17 protein-coding genes are annotated in these 18,466 nt (G+C 42.3%); 14 read left to right on the top strand and 3 right to left on the bottom strand.

The features are described from left to right. The first annotated feature begins 422 nt into the window (after positions 1–422). The 12 genes from H9648_RS12320 to H9648_RS12270 all read left to right on the top strand — a co-directional run bounded on the left by H9648_RS12320 (position 423) and on the right by H9648_RS12270 (position 13,249). The gene (locus H9648_RS12320; protein WP_191754124.1) at positions 423–2,201 is read left to right on the top strand and encodes a sensor histidine kinase; all 1,779 of its coding nucleotides are present in this window, start codon (positions 423–425) and stop codon (positions 2,199–2,201) included. 23 nt (positions 2,202–2,224) lie between these two features. Further along, positions 2,225–3,367 (top strand): response regulator transcription factor, encoded by a 1,143-nt coding sequence (locus tag H9648_RS12315; RefSeq protein WP_191754123.1) that lies wholly within the window; start codon positions 2,225–2,227, stop codon positions 3,365–3,367. Positions 3,368–3,405: 38 nt separating this feature from the next. Continuing rightward, positions 3,406–4,680 (top strand): ABC transporter substrate-binding protein, encoded by a 1,275-nt coding sequence (locus tag H9648_RS12310; RefSeq protein WP_191754122.1) that lies wholly within the window; start codon positions 3,406–3,408, stop codon positions 4,678–4,680. A 251-nt stretch (positions 4,681–4,931) separates the two neighbouring features. Further along, complete coding sequence (locus tag H9648_RS12305; protein ID WP_191754121.1) at positions 4,932–6,389, top strand: glycoside hydrolase family 68 protein; 1,458 nt, start codon at positions 4,932–4,934, stop codon at positions 6,387–6,389. 102 nt (positions 6,390–6,491) lie between these two features. Next, entirely contained in the window at positions 6,492–8,036 is a 1,545-nt protein-coding gene (locus tag H9648_RS12300; RefSeq protein ID WP_191754120.1) for a glycoside hydrolase family 32 protein, read from the top strand. 86 nt (positions 8,037–8,122) lie between these two features. Continuing rightward, positions 8,123–8,254: a hypothetical protein gene (locus H9648_RS20880; RefSeq protein WP_263600339.1), complete on the top strand. Its 132-nt coding sequence runs from the start codon at positions 8,123–8,125 to the stop codon at positions 8,252–8,254. A gap of 121 nt (positions 8,255–8,375) precedes the next feature. Continuing rightward, positions 8,376–8,723 carry a hypothetical protein gene (locus H9648_RS12295; RefSeq protein WP_191754119.1) on the top strand — a complete coding sequence of 116 codons (348 nt, stop codon included), beginning with the start codon at positions 8,376–8,378 and terminating at the stop codon, positions 8,721–8,723. Positions 8,724–8,739: 16 nt separating this feature from the next. After that, positions 8,740–9,666, top strand: coding sequence for a tetratricopeptide repeat protein (locus H9648_RS12290; protein ID WP_191754118.1), 927 nt, complete (start codon positions 8,740–8,742; stop codon positions 9,664–9,666). A 146-nt stretch (positions 9,667–9,812) separates the two neighbouring features. Further along, positions 9,813–10,652: an electron transfer flavoprotein subunit beta/FixA family protein gene (locus H9648_RS12285; RefSeq protein WP_191754117.1), complete on the top strand. Its 840-nt coding sequence runs from the start codon at positions 9,813–9,815 to the stop codon at positions 10,650–10,652. Continuing rightward, entirely contained in the window at positions 10,642–11,667 is a 1,026-nt protein-coding gene (locus H9648_RS12280) for an electron transfer flavoprotein subunit alpha/FixB family protein (protein WP_191754116.1), read from the top strand. Before H9648_RS12285 ends, H9648_RS12280 begins: the two co-directional genes overlap by 11 nt. Next, positions 11,660–12,955: an FAD-dependent oxidoreductase gene (locus H9648_RS12275; RefSeq protein ID WP_191754347.1), complete on the top strand. Its 1,296-nt coding sequence runs from the start codon at positions 11,660–11,662 to the stop codon at positions 12,953–12,955. The genes H9648_RS12280 and H9648_RS12275 overlap by 8 nt, the downstream gene beginning before the upstream one ends. Beyond that, positions 12,956–13,249 (top strand): ferredoxin family protein, encoded by a 294-nt coding sequence (locus H9648_RS12270; protein WP_191754115.1) that lies wholly within the window; start codon positions 12,956–12,958, stop codon positions 13,247–13,249. 43 nt (positions 13,250–13,292) lie between these two features. Here the strand turns inward: H9648_RS12270 and H9648_RS12265 are convergent, their stop codons facing one another. Further along, positions 13,293–13,580 (bottom strand): YesK family protein, encoded by a 288-nt coding sequence (locus H9648_RS12265; RefSeq protein ID WP_191754114.1) that lies wholly within the window; start codon positions 13,578–13,580, stop codon positions 13,293–13,295. A gap of 28 nt (positions 13,581–13,608) precedes the next feature. Further along, positions 13,609–13,872: a hypothetical protein gene (locus H9648_RS12260; RefSeq protein WP_191754113.1), complete on the bottom strand. Its 264-nt coding sequence runs from the start codon at positions 13,870–13,872 to the stop codon at positions 13,609–13,611. Positions 13,873–14,104: 232 nt separating this feature from the next. Between H9648_RS12260 and H9648_RS12255 the strand changes: the two genes are divergently transcribed. Further along, positions 14,105–16,540 (top strand): bifunctional diguanylate cyclase/phosphodiesterase, encoded by a 2,436-nt coding sequence (locus tag H9648_RS12255; RefSeq protein ID WP_191754112.1) that lies wholly within the window; start codon positions 14,105–14,107, stop codon positions 16,538–16,540. 57 nt (positions 16,541–16,597) lie between these two features. On the opposite strand, the gene H9648_RS12250 is transcribed toward H9648_RS12255, so the two are convergent. Then, complete coding sequence (locus H9648_RS12250; RefSeq protein ID WP_191754111.1) at positions 16,598–17,875, bottom strand: helix-turn-helix domain-containing protein; 1,278 nt, start codon at positions 17,873–17,875, stop codon at positions 16,598–16,600. A gap of 223 nt (positions 17,876–18,098) precedes the next feature. Between H9648_RS12250 and H9648_RS12245 the strand changes: the two genes are divergently transcribed. Next, complete coding sequence (locus H9648_RS12245; RefSeq protein ID WP_191754110.1) at positions 18,099–18,257, top strand: hypothetical protein; 159 nt, start codon at positions 18,099–18,101, stop codon at positions 18,255–18,257. Positions 18,258–18,466 lie beyond the last annotated feature (209 nt).

Genomic DNA, 18,466 nt, shown 5'->3' with positions numbered 1-18,466 from the left:
AGTACCGAAGTGGACAGTAAATGTGTAAAAGTGGACAGTATTTCATCGAAAGTGGACAGTAAAACTCAAAAAGTGGACAGTATTTTCATGAAAGTCGACAGTAAGTGCTTGTAGAGCTGGGGATGCACCCCGAAAAAGCGTCTTCACCCGGGCTGAATTTATTATCAGCGACTGCAATCTGTCGGATTCAAAGGTTAATCTGTCCAATTAGCCCCACAATCTGTCCAATCTCCAATACAATCTGTCCATTTCAGCCCTTTAATCTGTCCAATTCAAAATACCTTGCTGAAAACTTCTCGAAGCTCATCCTCACAATACCCCAAATCCTCACAAAACCACCCACCACTACGAACAACTAAAACATCCAAACCTCGTTTTGATTGCACAATAATAGGAAAAACTTCATGTAAAGGAGGTCGCGCGTGAAAAGTATACATAGCCGTTTGTTGCTCATGCTGCTGGGTTTTATTATCGTGCCGTATTTTTTAACGATTTTTCTTATATATGCTTATACGAAGAACAGTGTTGAGGAGTACGAACTTAATAACAGCAAGATGCAGCTGGAGAAGAATGCGGAAGACCTCCAACAGTATTTTGATGACATGGTGAACCTCCCGTATATCTTGTATCGAAATCCGGATCTGTTCCGAATTTTTACGGAGGAGTTTGAAGACTCGATCTATTTTGATCAGGATTCAGTTGAGAAGAGTATTGAGACGTTTTACTTAACAAGAAATGAGATTCGCCAGCTGCGGTTTTATTTAGATGAAGGAAAAGAGTCTTTTACCGTTTATAATGCGACGGTTAGTACGAGAAAACCGCAGCCCGAGCTATTGAACCAAGAACACATTAAACAATTGTTTAAATCTAATAAAAATTACCTGATCGAGCCGCCACATGTGATAAAAAACTATAACAATGCGGCGATCATTCCAGAGTCAGACCGTACGAAGGTGTTAAGCATTCATCATAAAATAAAGGAAGTGCCGTCTGACAAGTTTCTTGGAATCATGACGATGGACATCAGTTTAGGTGAGTATTCAAAAATCGTGAGTAACTTAGCGGGAGAAAACGGGTCATCAGCTTATCTGCTCAATGATCAAAACGAAATCATGTATGCGACGAATACTTCATTAATAGGTAAGCGGGTTCCGGCCGACCTACAAAGTCGGATCCAAAAAGGCACAACAGATAAAGAAATATCGTTAACAAAGACGTTAAATGGACCGGTTGAAGGCTGGAAGTTAGTGAAAAAGACGCCGAGTGACGTGTTGTTCCGGGATGTTCGGAAGACCGCAACGATCAATATCATCGTCGGACTTGGTGTGGGCCTATTAGGTCTACTCATGATCAGTTTCATCTCATATAAAATTTCTCGGCCGATTCGGGAACTTAGTGAGAAGGTGCGGAGGATTGAAGGGGGACATATCGAGATCCCTTTCGAGAAAGGGCGGCAAGATGAGATCGGGCACTTGGAACGACATATTAAAGACATGACGGATCGGATCAATCTTCATATTAATCGTGAATATAAATTGGAAATCGAGAATCGAAGAAATCAGTTTCGCGCGTTGAAGTCACAAGTGAACCCACACTTTTTGTTCAATGCCTTGCAATCGATCGGAGCGGTGGCGCTTCGTTCCAAGTCTCCGCAAGTGTATGGACTGATAACGTCGCTGTCTAAGATGATGCGTTATTCCATGCAAGCGAACCAGTGGATGAGCGTGCAGAATGAAGTGGATTATATGAAGGCTTACCTCAATCTGCAACAGGCACGATTTGGAAAAGAACTTCATTATTCGCTGGAGTTTAGTGATGAGGTCCTAGAGAGTAGGATTCCAAGTATGACCTTACAACCGCTCGTTGAAAATTTTTTCAAGCATGTGTATGAAGAGGGGTATTACGAAGCGCAACTGACGGTAACAGGCGAGGTGAAAGGTGATTCTCTCTATCTTGTTGTTAAAAATAATGATGGACCTGAAATCACAGCTAGCGATTTAGAGCATTTACAAGAAAACATTTACCGATCAACATCAGAAGGTACCCCTGTAAACGAGCATATCGGACTGAAAAATATATATCAGCGACTGATTCTAAACTATGGGACACGAGCTGATTTCCTTGTGGATCAGCCGAATGGACAAGGTTTTTCGGTGACGATCGTCATTCCAAAAGAGCTAAGCGATGAGCCCACAGTTTAGTGACAGAAAGTAGGGAAACGAAGATGAAGGTGTTGATAGCTGACGATGAGTTCAATGTCCGCGATGTGATTCGCTATATTGGGAAATGGGATGAACACGGGATAACAGAGCTTTTGGAAGCAGCAAACGGAAACGAAGCGAAGAAGGTTATTGAAAAAGAGCAGCCGGAGATTATTTTTACAGATATAAAGATGCCTGGCATGAGTGGCTTGGATCTGATCGAGTGGCTGGATTCCATCTCGTACGAGGGCAAAGTGGTCTTGATCACGGGTTACGATGATTATCAGTTTATGAGAAAAGCCATCCAGCATAACAGCTTCGATTATTTATTAAAACCGGTTGAGGATGAGGCGTTTAACAACGTGCTAAAAAAAGCAGTTGTGGCTTATGATGAGGAAAGAAAGTCTCGTTTGTACCAAGAGGACGCGGTCAAGATTCGATGGAGTCAAACGGTTTTAGCAGCTTGTCTCGGTGAGCCGGCAGACCTCGATTATATCGCTTCTAACCTGCCACAATCTGAAAGATATGATTTTACATTATTAACGTTCTATCAAATGCAGCAGCCTGCGCCTTTTATCGAAAAACTGGCTGATGAGTTGGTGGAGCAGGAGATCGGCAATGCTGTAATGCTGCCGGATGACAGCAACCAAAGTGTGCTCATCACCTTGCCGGAAGAGTGGTTTTTGGTAGAAGAGAGTTTAAGCCGTGAGCTCGATATTCCGGTGCGCCTCGTAAAGTGCGAGCTGCAGTCACTTCAAGAGATTCACGAAAAATATAACGATCTTCAATGTGAGCTGGAAAACCAGAACTACCGATCGATTCAGCGATTGGACGAACTTGAAGCGAAACAGCGCATGAACGATATTATTTCGTATGTTGAAACATACTATATGGAAGATATGAGTTTAGAAAGACTAGCGAACCGGTTCTTTTTCAGCCGGGAGCATATCTCTCGTAAATTCAAACAAGAAATGGGCATGACGTTATCGAAATATATAACAAAATTGAGGATTGAACAGTCGAAATGTTGGTTGAAGGAAAGTGACGAAAGCATCTTTTCGATCTCGACGATGCTCGGGTATCAAGATGAAAAATACTTTTCTAAGCTTTTTAAAAAAGAAGTGGGTATAACACCGTTTGAGTTTCGAAATGGTGAAAAATTGTAAGCTGGGATTTTATAGAGAAAGGGGTGATTCCACGAAACATGAAAAAGCATTATGTAACCATTGGGATGATAGCGATTCTTCTCGTGGGCTGTCAGAAAGAAAGTGATTCGCGGCCCCAAAAACAAGCTAAGATAGAGAAAAAGGTTGTTCTTGATATCCGAAATCCGAAAGTAGAGATCGCCTCTGAATTTGAAGAGCTTGCGAAAGTCTATGAAAAAGAAAATCCTGAGATTGATATACGGATTCGTACGGTCGGAGGAGCGGCTGATGATTATTCCGACTTAAAAGCAGAACTCGCTTCAGGTAGGGGACCGGACATTTTTACAAACACGGGGTATGGAAATGCTGAGACGTGGCGGCCGTACCTAGAAGATTTGTCAAAAGAGCGGTGGATTAAGGATGCCTATCCAGGTACGCTTGACGCGATTAAGATGGACGGAAACGTGTACGGAATGCCTATGAACTTAGAAGGCTATGGCTTTATTTACAATAAGCAGCTGTTTCAACGGGCAGGAATTGAGCAAGTACCAGAAACACTTTCAGAGTTAAAAAAGGCGGCGTCAACGCTAGAGCAAAAAGGAATCACCCCGTTCGCAACCGGTTACTACGAGGACTGGAAGCTCGGTGTCCACTTATTAAACGTGGCTTTTGCGAGACAGAAAGATCCTGATGCTTTTATAAAAAAGTTGAATGCAGGTGAAATGCAAATCCCGGATAATCCCTTGTTTTCTGATGTAATTGATCTATTGGATGTGACGCTGGAATACGGAAACGCCGATCCTTTAACGACGGATTACAACATGGAAGTGGATCTTTTCACAAAAGAAAAAGCCGCGATGATTCTGCAAGGAAACTGGATTCAGCCGATGATCGATGAGCGTGCTCCTGATCTGGATGTTGCTTTCATGCCGATACCGATTAACGACGAGCCGACAGACCAGCTTGTGGTGAGCGTGCCGAACTATTGGGTCGTGAACAAGAAGGCAGATTCATCAGATAAAAAAGAAGCGAAGCAATTTTTAAACTGGATGGTGAGTTCGGAAAAAGGGCAAACATTCATCACCGAGCGTTTTAAGTTCATCCCGGTTTTCAAAAACATTAAAACGGATGACTTAGGTCCACTTGCTAAAGAGACGATAGCCGCGTACAAAAAAGGCAACACGTTGGATGCCAACTGGAGCGGTTTTCCCGCAGGGGTGAAAGAAGAGTTCGGATCTGCCATGCAGATGTATGTAGGTAAGCAACTAACACGACAGCAGCTGTTGCGTGAATTTCAACTTTCTTGGAATAGAGCACGTGAAGCACAAGAATGATGAGGCTCCTTGAAAAGGGGGTCTTTTTGTGGTGACCTCAGTACTTAGCACTCGGGTGCTCTTACATACCTATCAACTCTCAAGGATGCTTTCCACCAACAACATTTACGAGATATCAATATAAGACGAAATCCTCATCAATCCATGCCATATCTACACGCGGCAACCTCCCCTATACTTGTAATTAGCAAAGACAAAACGATTGGAACTGTTTAATCAGTACCAACGAAAATCACATAGGAGGAATACGTATGAACTATCGTAATATGGCGAAAAAAGTAGCTGTCGTATCACTCAGTACTGCGATTTTATTAGGAGGGGGCGCAACAACATTTGCGTCGGGTCAAACCCCTTCAGATTTTAAAGAAACGTACGGAACTTCACAGATCACGCGCTACGATATGAAGCAGATGATCAATCAACATAACGATCCAAAATATACAGTGCCAAAATTTGATGCATCTACGATCAAGAACGTAGAGTCAGCTAAGAAGGTTGATGAAAACGGCAAACAGATCGACATGGATGTTTGGGATACGTGGCCGCTGCAAAACGCTGACGGAACGGTTGCTGAATACAAAGGCTACAACATCGTTTTCGGTCTAGCGGGTGACCCGAAGAACCCGAACGACACGTTCATCTATATGTTCTATAAAAAAGCGGATGATCAATCAATCGATGCTTGGAAAAATGCAGGACGTGTTTTCGAGGACGATGACAAGTTCAAAGCTAATGATAAATATTTAAAGCATCAATCGGAAGAGTGGTCTGGTTCTGCAACGTTCACTTCTGACGGTGAAGTTCGTTTGTTCTATACGAACCGTGAAGCATTCAAGCCGAATCAAGATCGTTACGGAAAACAAACGTTAACAACAGCACAAGTAAACCTTTCTCAACCAGATAGCAAAACGCTTGAGATCGACGGTGTAGAAGATTACAAGTCTATCTTTGAAGGCGGAGACAGCAAGATGTACCAAACGGTTGAAAAAGCGTTCGGTGGTGGAGACTACAACGATAACCACACGTTCAGAGATCCTCACTATATCGAAGAAGATGGACGCAAGTATTTAGTGTTTGAAGCGAACACAGGTATAGAAACAGGTTACCAAGGAGAAGAATCTCTTTATAACCAAGCGTACTACGGAAAGAGCAACGCTTTCTTCCAAGATGAAAAGAAGAATCTTCTAGCATCTGATAAGAAAGAAACGGCTAAAAAAGCAAACGGTGCGATCGGAATCATCGAGATCAACGACGATTATTCTGTGAAAAAAGTGATGAAGCCGCTAATCGTATCAAACACAGTATCAGATGAGATCGAGCGACCGAACATCTTCAAAAAAGATGGGAAATGGTACCTTTTCACAAGCAGCCGTGGCGCTAAGATGACGATCGATGGGATCGATGACAGAGACATCTACATGCTTGGGTATTCAGCTGATTCTCTAGACGGTCCATTCAAGCCGTTGAACAAAACGGGTATCGTACTGCACCAAGACCAAGATCCGAACGACATCACTTGGACGTATGCACACTACGCGATTCCACAAGAAGATAGCGACAATGTCGTTGTAACAAGCTATATGACAAACAGAGGCTTTTTCGAAGACCGCAAATCAACGTTTGCACCAAGCTTCGAGATGAACATCAAAGGCGAGAAAACATCTGTTGTGAAAAATAGCATCCTTGAACAAGGACAACTAACGAAGTAAAGATTTCTATCAATCAATTTTCGACCTACCCTACACATCAACCATGAGGAAATGCCAGAGATGGCATTTCTTTTTATTTAGGGATTACTAGGAGGTTAAGTCATGTATAAGAATGATAAATTGCCATTATTATTTATTCTAAGTTTACTGTTTGCAGGCATGTTACTGGTGAATCATTTGATGGATGAATCGAGTAAGCCTGTTCCGAAAAAAGAGAACGACCCATCGTACCGGGCAGATTATCATTTTACAACGCCTGATAAGTGGAAGAACGATCCTCAGAAACCGGTCTATTATAAAGGGAAATATCACTATTATTATTTGTATAACAAAGATTACCCAGACGGTAACGGTACAGAGTGGCGTCATGCAACATCAGAAGACCTTGTGAACTGGAGGGATGAAGGCGTGGCGATCCCAAAATTCACGAACGATAACGGAGACGTCTGGTCAGGTTCTGTAGTAATCGATAAAGAGAATACCGCTGGGTTCGGGAAGAATGCGTTTATCGCTATTCTGACACAGCCATCAAAAGACGGAGGAAAACAGAAGCAGTTTCTTTGGTACAGTACGGATGAAGGAAAGACGTTTAAGCCTCATGGTGAGGATCCCGTTTTAGATAACCCGGGAACGAAAGATTTCAGAGACCCTAAAGTCGTCTGGGATGATGAGCGGAAAAAGTGGATCATGCTAATGGCAGAAGGGACGAAGATTGGGTTTTATGAGTCTGATGATCTGAAAAACTGGAGATTTACGAGCGTTTTTCAAACGAAAGATATTGGATTGATCGAATGTCCCGATCTCTTTTTGATGCGCGGTGAAGATGGAACGCTGAAATGGGTGCTCGGTGTGAGCGCGAACGGCCTTGCCTCTGGAAAACCCAACACATACGCGTATTGGACAGGAGACTTTAACGGAGAATCCTTTGCCGTTGATCATGAAGATCCCGAGTGGCTGGATCACGGCTTTGATTGGTATGGCGGCGTGACGTTTGATGAAGGAGAGAAGAGTGATCCTGATGCGAAAAGATATGTGCTCGCTTGGATGAACAACTGGAGCTATCCGCACGAAACGCCGACGATGAAAGAAGATTTTAACGGTATGGATTCTGTGGTGCGTGAACTTCAGTTGAAACAAGATGCTGATGCCGATCGCTATTATTTAGCGTCACAACCGGTTGAAGCATTAGATAACTTCATGAGTTATAGGGATTCGTTTCAGCAGATTAAAGTGGATGGAGAGAAAACCCTCGATGTATCTGGAGATTCGTACGCTTTAGAAACAGATATCAGTTGGGAAGAGAGCAAGAATATCGGCTTAAGGCTGCGTGAGTCCGAAGACCAAAATCGTCATATTGATGTTGGGATTCATACAGAAGGGCAGTTTTCGTATGTGAACCGATCCGCTTCTAATCAACCGGATAAAAGCGGTCAATATGTAGAGAGCAAAGCGCCATTTTCTTCAGAAAAACGAAGCGTTCACTTGAAAATTCTTGTGGATAAGACAAGTGTGGAAGTGTTTGTGGATGATGGAAGAGTCGCGCACTCAAGTCTAGTGTATCCGGAGCATAATGATCAGGGAATCACGCTGTTTTCTGAAGGTGGAGAAGCTATATTTGAGAATTTACAGGTAAAACATGTAGAATGAGTGTGTTTTTAGTGTTCAAAGGGGTTCCGCGAGCAGTGTTCATGCATGTTGTCGGTGGTTGTTCGTAGTTTTCAGGTGGTCGTGGTATGTTTATTGGTGGTTCGGACCTCGCTACAGGTGGTCAGCAGCTATTTACCGGTGGTCACACATCATTTACCGGCGAACGTGTAACAGATATAAAAACACGTACCGTAAAACCGACTGTCATACTAAATTAAAGCAGCTTCCTAAGTGGAGCTGCTTTTTTCATATAACAAAAACATCAACTTCACACCTTCCTAGAAGTAAATGTAAGATTTATAATAAAATCACAGACAGAAAAAAGGGGACATGAGGATTATGACAGACATTCTATGGACGATCTATCTAGGGATTATCGGGGCTCTTGCCATCGGCTATTTCATCAAAGGCGGATACAAGACACAATCAGCAAAACTAGATTTCGTCATCTCAATCATCACGTGGATCGGATTGTTCGGATACGTAACAAGCAACGAACTCTTCACGCCACTTCTATGGAAATTTGTTTTCATCGGCGGACTGGTGTGGGATCTAGCGTATGGACTTAAAAAGTTTAATGAAGACGCAAACGAGATTCCTAAAGCCGCTCGCCCAGCGATATTCGGTATTACGGCATTAATTATGATTGGTCCACTCTATTATGGGCTGTTCCGTTACGCGTTTTAACTATAAGGGAAGGTAGATGTTTCCTATCAATGCGAATAAAGAAGCGATTCAGCAGCTAGAAGAAAATAACGTTGATCAAGCGATGAAACTATTTCACAAAGCTGTACTAGAAAAGAGAGATGTTCAATCGCTAACGAACTTAGCGTGGGTGATTTGGCGTGAAGAAGATGATCTGGAGCGTGCATTGTCACTTGCCTCAGAAGCCGTTAATTTTCATCCTACTTCACATTTTCCATATAGTTTGTGTGGGGAACTTTTATTAGAAATAAAACGTTATGAAGATGCGCTAAAATTATTGCAGCAAGCCCTTTCAATTGAACCGACTAATATCACTCATCATAACGTAGGTGTAGCTTATTATTATCTAGGGGAAACCGCTAAAGCAGCCAATCACTTTGGACTAGCAGCTGGTAAATCTAATTATACGCTGTACAATCAGGTAAAATGTTTGATAGAGATTGGTGAAAAAGCTGAAGCCTTTCGATTAATTCAAACTTTTGATGAAGGTGCCGAAGATTTTATAGGTACGATTGACCTTGCTGAATTGTATGCTGAGATTGGATTGCATGAAGAAGCGGTTTATTGGTTTGAAAAAGGATGGAACGAATATTATTTACAGCCAAATTGGGTTGGGATGTATATTTTTTCTCAATTACAGAGTAACCAAGAAAGCAAAGCGAACAAAACGATAAAAGAATTTCTTCGCTACAAAGAAAAAGAAATACTAGATACGGAAACAGAAGAAATAGAGGAAGACTGGACAGAACAGGATAAACAGGAAATTATGATTAGGCTTACAAACGAAATTCGAGAGTTTGAAAGCATGCTCCTGGGAGTTAAGGACGGTATTCTACCAACTGTTATTTTAGAACCTTCACCAGAAAGAGACTGTTATCTTTTCGGCTGTGAACGCCATCAACACCCTGAATATAAAGACTCGTGAGATGAGAGGCTCTTTTTAATAGAGTCTCTTTTTTTATGTCCAAAAGAAATCCGTCATGTATTGGATAAGCCCTCCATATAGTAGTAATAATCATCATACAATTGGCTTCTTATGTGAGAAATGCCTGTGATTAGAGGAGGGGTCGAATGCTTCATATTGTGGCTTGCATCAAGCAGGTGCCGGATACGAAGATCATCAAGATGAACCCGAAGACGAATACGATGGACCGCGCCAGTGCGCCTGCGATACTAAATCCATATGATGCACATGCGGTGGAAGAAGCGGTGCGTCTGAAAAAGAAATACGGAGGAACGGTTTCGGTGCTAACGATGGGGCCGCCACCAGCAGTAAAAGCGATCAAAAAATGTATCGAGATCGGTGCAGATGAAGGCTACATGATCTCAGATCGAGCGTTTGCAGGTGCGGATACGCTTGCGACGAGCTACGCACTTACGAAAGCAATAGAGAAAATCTCGCAAATTAAGCCGGTTGACCTGATTATCTGCGGAAAGATGACGATCGACGGTGATACCGGACAAGTTGGGCCAGGAATTGCACGCCGGTTAGACATGCCTCCGCTTACTTCCGTCAACAAGGTAAAAGAGATCAACGTAGAAGAAGGGTATGCGATCGTTCACCGAAAGCTGGAGGATGGATATGAAGTGATTCAATCGACGATGCCTTGCTTGATGTCGGTGGAAAAAGAGATCAACGATGTTCCTTACTCGTCGATGACGAACATGCTGAAGGCGGCTCGTTATCAGCCGGTCATCTGGGCGGTCGCCGATCTAGAGGATGTGGAGAGAACACAGCTCGGACTAAAAGGCTCGCCAACAATCGTTTCGAAGGTGTGGGCACCAAAAAAACCGAGTGGCGGCGAGATGCTAGAAGGGGATGCAGCTCAGCAGACGGAGCAGCTGCTGAATCTTTTGTTAGAGAAAAAAGAGCTTTTTGTGGCGAAGGGAGGGTCCGGCGTTGAGCTTTGAGGATTATTCAGGCATTTGGGTTTTTATTGAGGTAAAAGACGGTGAGGTTGTTCCGGTTTCGCTTGAGTTGTTAGGCGCAGGAAAAGAGCTTGCCGACAAACGGGGCACCGAGCTTGCTGGTGTATTGATCGGAGAAAACGTCACACATCTCGCGGATACGCTTTTTGAATACGGAGCGGACACGGTCTATGTGTATGATGACACCATTTTTAAAAATTACCGAACCGAGTCTTATATGAAAGCACTATTGGAATGCTGTCAAGAGTATAAGCCAGAAGTCATTTTATATGGTGCAACATCGACCGGGAAAGACTTGGCGAGCGCGGTTGCGACGGACCTTCCAACAGGACTCACCGCGGATTCTACGATTTTAGATATTGAAGAAGACACAGGATTGCTGCTTGCGAGCCGACCAGCGTTTGGCGGTAACATCATGGCAACGATTCTGTGTAAAAAGTATCGACCACAGATGGCGACGGTCCGGCCCAAAGTGATGAAAGCACTCACGCCTGAACCTGGTCGAACGGGACGTTTAATAGAAGAAACAGCTTCTATTAAAGAAGAAGATATTCGAACGAAGGTGCTTGAGATCGTACAGTTCACGACTCAAAAGGTTCGTATTGATGAAGCAGATATCGTTGTGGCTGGCGGGAAAGGATTAGGCAGTGAGAAGGGATTCCAGGTTGTTCATGATCTCGCGGAAACGCTAGGGGGAGCGGTTGGTGCGAGCCGTGATGTTGTTGAAGCAGGATGGGTAGAGCACCATCATCAAGTGGGGCAGACTGGATTAACAGTCACGCCAAAAATCTATTTTGCGATCGGCATTTCTGGAGCCATTCAGCATATTGTTGGGATGCAGAATTCGGGACTGATCATCGCGATCAACAACGACCCGGAAGCTCCGATCTTCCAATCGAGTCATTACGGCATTGTTGGCGATGCGTTTGAGATCGTGCCGCTTCTTATTCAACAATTTAAACAAGCGTTTAACCAGGAGGTGGTGGACCATGTCTGAGAAGTTTGATGTAATCGTAGTTGGTGCAGGTCCGGCCGGCATTTCCTGTTCATATGAACTTGCGAAAGCCGGCGTAAACGTATTACTCATCGAACGCGGAGAGTATCCGGGCTCAAAGAACGTTATGGGCGGTGTGCTTTATCGCAAAATGATGGAGGACGTGATCCCAGAGTTCTGGAAAGAAGCGCCGCTCGAACGACCGATCGTAGAACAGCGATTCATGATGATGGACAAAGAATCAGCGGTAACCGTCGGGTACAAGGGGATGGAATGGGGACAGGAACCGTACAACAACTTTACGGTACTGCGGGCAAAATTCGATCAATGGTTTGCGGGGAAAGCTGTTGAGCAGGGAGCGTTACTTGTAAACGAAACCGTTGTTTTAGAGTGTATTGTGGAAAACGGAAAAGTAGTGGGAGTGCGAACGGATCGGCCTGACGGTAACCTGTACGCGGACGTTGTCGTGTTGGCAGATGGTGTTAACTCCCTGTTAGCCAAGTCGCTCGGTTTTCATAAAGAATTTCGTCCAGATGAAGTAGCGCTCGCCACGATGGAAATCATTAAGCTCGACAAAAAGACGATCGAGGATCGATTTAATTTGGAAGAGAATCAAGGTACGACAATTGAGCTGTTTGGTGACGCGACAAAGGGAATTCTCGGGACCGGATTCCTCTATACGAACAAAGACACGCTGAACTTAGGCGTCGGTTCACTTCTATCTGGCTTAATCAAGCATAAGATAAAACCATATGAGCTGTTGGAGTATGTGAAGAATCATCCGATGATTCGCCCGTACATCGCGGGCGGTGAGCCGGTCGAATATTTGGCGCACATGATTCCAGAAGGTGGTTATAAATCCATGCCAAAAGTAGCGGGCAACGGGGTGCTCGTGGTTGGCGATGCCGCCCAGCTTGTGAACGCGATCCACCGTGAAGGCTCGAACCTTGCGATGAAGTCTGGTCAATTCGCAGCTGAAGCGGTGCTGCTTGCGAAGGAACGTGATGACTATTCGGAAGCGACACTCAATCATTATAAAACCCGCTTGATGAGCAGTTTTGTCGGTCAGGATATGAAAAAGTACAAAGATTCAACGCATCACTTTGATAAGTTTCCTCAGTATTTCGATAAGTATATTCCGATGGTGAATAAAGCGGCGAGCCAGATGTTTACGGTCGATGGCTCATCGAAGTGGGAGAAACAGAAGAAAATTTGGCGCGATGTAGGAACGGCTGGAGAGAAATTCAAACTAGCTCGTGACGCATACCGGGCGTGGAAGGTGATGAAGTAAATGGGCGAAAGAAAGTGTCAAAGCATCGAAGAAAAACAGTATCTCGTTCGTTTTAACGCAGACACAAAGTCACATCTCACCGTTATGGATGCGGATATTTGTCTGAACCACTGTCCTGATAAAATCTGCACGATCTTCTGTCCAGCTGAAGTGTATAAGTGGGAAGAGATTCGGATGCACGTCGGGTACGAGGGCTGTCACGAGTGCGGAAGCTGCCGAATCGGTTGTCCGCATCAAAACATAAAGTGGGAATACCCAAAAGGCGGGCATGGAATCGTGTTTCGTTTGGGGTAAACGGCTGGAAAAAGGGTGAGGATGACCTGGGGTTTGAGCCAGGTTATCCTTTATTTGTGTTTGAAATGACGTTGAATTTTTTTGTAGCAAGGAAATAAGCGGCAACTCCATAACAAAGTAAGAAGAACGCGAGGATCCCGTAAGCTGCACCTTCAAAACCTCGAATGAACTCTAAACTCACATAAAAAATGACCAAGGAGCTAATCACGGTTAACAAACATGGCACAAGTTTTATGAACAGAGAGACATTCTTTTTTCTTAGCCACCACGTGAGAAAGAGTACGATTATGCCTGGTAATAAGCTAATTAGAAAAGGCATTCCAAAAAACATGATAAATTCCTCCTGTTACTCTACTTGGTTAAGGTTTTGACCAAAAGAGATACATGCCTAGATAAAAGAGTGCAACCAAGCTTAGTAATCCTATAACCAGAGTAGTAGCAATTCGTTTTGATAATCCTTTTTCCGCGTAAAAAGCCAAGAGCAAAGATAAGACGATAAACGTGAAAAAAATAGGAAACATATAGTCCGCAATGAATGGGCTAAATGCAGCCAGAATGATTGGAGATCCTGCGATTAATAAAGAAAGAATTGAAAGTATACCAGCATTTCTTTTTAACACCATAAAACCACTCCTCACACAATCGTTTTTTAACTTTTATTTCCAATTATCATTTATTATACATAATTTTCCTTTAAAAGTATGCAAAGACAATCTACAACTTCTACAGGGTAATCTATAAAGTTAAACAACTGTTTAAAAATATAATTATTACCCTCTCTTAATACGGCTAATATTTTACCGATATAGAATATGTAAAGTGTTTTTCAGTCATTAACAAGGAGAGTTTCTATAAATGGACGCCGTTTCAAGTACATATCACATTCCGCTTGTCTCTCTATCAATCATTATTGCAGTCATAGCTTCTTATGCTGCGCTGGATTTAGGGATACAGGTACAAAAAACAAAATCATACGCACGGTACATTTGGATGATCTCAGGAGCTTTTGCGATGGGAATGGGTATTTGGGCAATGCATTTCGTGGCGATGCTTGCATTTCACTTATCCATCAATGTTACCTATGATGTAACACTTGTCATCGTTTCAATCATTCCAGCGATCCTCTCATCCGGAATCGCTCTCTATATCATCAGCCGCCCTGTCATGGGGAAAAAGCAAGTATTGTTAGGAGCTCTTTTCATGGCGACGGGTATCGTTTCTATGCATTACACAGGCATGGAAGCGATGAAGATGAACGCTGAAATACAGTACAATCCATTACTATGGACGCTCTCGGCGATCATTGCTTTTGTCGCATCCGTCGTAGCAATTTATCTACTTTCGTTTGTTAGCCAAAACTATAAAACAAGTAAAATATGGCTCGTGAAGTTAGGAAGTGCGGTGCTCATGGGTATCGCCATTTCCGGAATGCATTATACGGGTATGTCGGCTGCTTCTTATAAGTCACATCAACATCATGCTGATCTAGCATCAACACCGTTTAACAGCACCCTTTTAGCTTATGCGATTGGTATTGTAATCCTCATACTGTTAGGGATGGTATTCATCAGCACGTTCATCGATCGAAGGTTTGAGTACCAATCGATCCTATCAGAAAGAAAGTTCCGCTCTGTTATCGAGTCTGCTAATGATTCTATTATTCTGTCTGATCGAACAGGAAGCATCATCTCGTGGAATAAAGGAGCAGAGCTGATCTTTGGTTTTACCGAAAAAGAAGCACTAGGGAAAAATTTGCAGATCATTATACCGGACAAGTTTAAAGTTGTTCATCAGCAAGGGATGGAACGTTATCTGTTGTCTGGAGAACCAAGAGTGATCGGAAACACGGTTGAGTTAGAAGGGCTTCGAAAGAATGGTAGTGAATTTCCGATCGAGTTGTCGCTCGCCGCTTGGCAGGAAGATGGAACTGTTTATTTTAGCAGCATTATTCGTGATATTACGGAACGAAAAAGAAACGAGAAGAAGATTAATCAGATGGTCTACCGTGATCCTTTGACAGGTCTGCCGAATCGACTTCTGTTGAACGACCGTCTTTCTCAAGCGCTTGAACTGGCGGATGAGACCAAACAGACAATCGGAATCATGTTTATTGACCTCGACCGATTTAAGTATATTAACGATACCCTTGGACATGCGGTCGGAGATCAGCTTTTGATAGAAATCGCAAAGCGTATCCAAGCATGTGTAGGAAAGAACGACACGGTCTGCCGTCAGGGAGGGGACGAATTTATCGTCCTCATACCAAATACAGCGGCAGATGAAGTCTCTAAAATCGCACAGAAAATCGTAGATCTGTTTAGCAGCTCCGTTATGGTTAACGAGCAAGAGCTCTTTGTGACTCCGTCGATCGGAATTGCCATGTACCCAGGAGATGGCCGTGATATTGAAACGTTGATCAAAAATGCAGACACTGCGATGTACCGTGTGAAGGAACAAGGGAAAAACAACTTTCAATTTTATACACCAGAGATGAATGAGGCTGTTACTAAAAAAATGAAGCTTGAGATCGGCTTACGTAAAGCACTGGAACGCAATGAGTTTAAAATTGTATACCAGCCTCAGATCGATGTGGAAACAGGCGGCATCATAGGAGTTGAAGCTCTTTTACGCTGGCATCATCCGGAATGGGGGACGATCTCACCGGCTGAATTTATTCCGATCGCTGAAGAAACAGGACTGATCCTACAGATCGGAGAATGGGTGCTTCATGGTGCTTGTCTTCAAAATAAAGCGTGGCAAAACGCAGGATACGCGCCGTTACGGATGGCAGTCAATATTTCATCGCGTCAATTTCAGCAGAGTGACCTCGTTGAGAGGGTGAGTAGAATTTTAAATGATACTGAGCTTGCGCCACAATATTTAGAGCTTGAGCTAACAGAAAGTATCATTCAAGATTCGAAGTATGCCGTAGCGAAAATGCAGCTGTTGAAAGAGATGGGAATTCATCTCTCAATCGATGACTTTGGAACAGGCTATTCGTCCCTAAGCTATCTAAAGACATTCCCGATTCATACGCTAAAGATTGATCAAAGCTTTACACGTAACATCTATGCCGATCCGAAAGACGCTTCTCTCGTAGAAACAATTATCGCGATGGCTCATAACTTGGATTTGAAGGTAATAGCAGAAGGTGTGGAAACGAAAGAACAGCTTCAGTTTCTGCAGCAAAAGCAATGTAACGAAGCGCAAGGGTATTACTTCAGCCGGCCGATTTCACCGGAAGAGCTGGCGGTGATTTTACAAGAGCGATCGGTTAGTGAAGTGTGCTAGAACACTTTGGTAGTTATTATAAGAAGCAGAAAAAGCACGATACTCGTGCTTTTTCTGTTATACGTATGTAACACCTTCTTCATGCATTTTTCTAACTGCATGATATGCCAATGAATAGTACATACTCGCTTGTTTATATTTTTGGTTTTTCTCAAAGTATTTTCCGAGTATGGGGTAATATTCAGCAAGATGTATCCATTCGTTTCTTTGTTCAAAATAAGGAATAAGTTCTTTTACCATAAATCGAATAGATTCTTCGTTATGATCACCATAAGTAAATAATTGTTTGTAGTAGATAAAATGCAGTTCAAAACCTCTAAAGAGAGCATTGCCTTTTAGCTGATTTAACCACGTATCTAACAGTTCTACTCCTTGATCTCTACTATTTGATTTTTGATATTCTTTTAATAACATATAAATTGTTGATAACTTTTGGGAGATCGTGTCATTCTTTTTTGCTTCCAAGCTTTTCGTGTACAGTTCAATCGCTTTTTCTGTTTCACCTTTATGTGTAGCAATGCTTCCTAAGTTATGATAGATCACGCCCATCAGAACTTCATTATTAAAGTTGTTCGCAATGGTTTCAGCCAACCACAGATGTTTTGTAGATTCATCAAAATTCTTTATTCGAAGATGGATAATGGCGAGTATGATCCTGCAGTCTGCGCATCTTTCAAAAAAGTAACTTCGCTCAAATATCGCTAGAGCTAGTTGGGTATATTCCAATGCAACAATATTTTTGTAAAGCTGATTTGCAGAAAGGCCGATCATGTATAACAAATAGCCTTTCTCCCAATCTTGAAACCGGCTATCGTCTAACTGTTTTTCTGCTAATAAAAAGTATTGAAACGAGTCCTCGTAGTCTTCCATAAAATAACTAAGTTGACCTTTGGCCATCAAGTAATAAAACGCCTTTTCTCCTTTTATAACGTTCTCGATATATCCAACTTCAGTTAATAGTTTTTGGACACCCTGTATATCTAAAGTAGTCATCATTATGTAAATACTTTTAAAGATTTTATGTAAAATATCTTCATCCACTGATTGAGTAGGTGAATCGTTCAATGCATGAAACTTTTGCTCAGCTGCACTGTGGTCTCTCTTATATAAAGCGTAAAAAACTTCTATATATCGTTGAATTAATTCATTTTCATTTAACGTATTGAGCCTAATTTCTAGCCTAGCAGCTAAATGCTGCTGTATTTCCTCTGAAGGTTCAGTGACTCCATTTTCAATCTTACTTAAATAAGGAACCGAACAAATCCCGGCAGACAGTTCTTGCTGGGATAAGTTTTTGACTTTTCGGAAATAACGAATCTTTTCTCCTAAATTCATATTTGTTACCCCACCTTTGTTTGCATGCTTAATTTACATTTATTAGGTATAAGCTCACGCTAAAAAATTTCCCTTCTATAAATATACCTGAACTTTAACTGTAAGAGGAAACTAGTCTTAAATTATTGTGATTTAACCTCTAAATCCCTTCATGTTTCCCAATTTTATTACCGAATTTATTAGGTATAATTAACTATAGAAACTAACGACTAGGGTGAAAGCTATGACTATTGAAAGAGGCGACCTCGTAACCTATCAAGATGAATTGCACAAAGTACTTCACGTATATTCTTCAGACTTTCTTGAGATTAGGAAAGTGAATGAACCTTATGTACCTCGTGTGATCTTGGTTCATAAATCAGAAGTTACTGTTCAACTATAATTTACGTTTACCTATAGATAAAAAAGACTCAGGAGTAGTACGTTGACTACCTCTTGAGTCTTTTTTTGTTGATTAAAATGAAGGTATCAGAATTTTTAAAAAACGATTATAATAAAAGGACTAATGATTAAGGAGGAATTTAACATGAAAAACATGACAACTCAAACCGTACAAACATATAAGGGTGGAACACGTTCTTAACTTATAGA

This window comes from Fictibacillus norfolkensis, assembly GCF_014836645.1.
In the GTDB taxonomy this organism is placed as follows: domain Bacteria; phylum Bacillota; class Bacilli; order Bacillales; family Fictibacillaceae; genus Fictibacillus; species Fictibacillus norfolkensis.
This window is presented reverse-complemented; position numbering and strand designations above follow the sequence as displayed.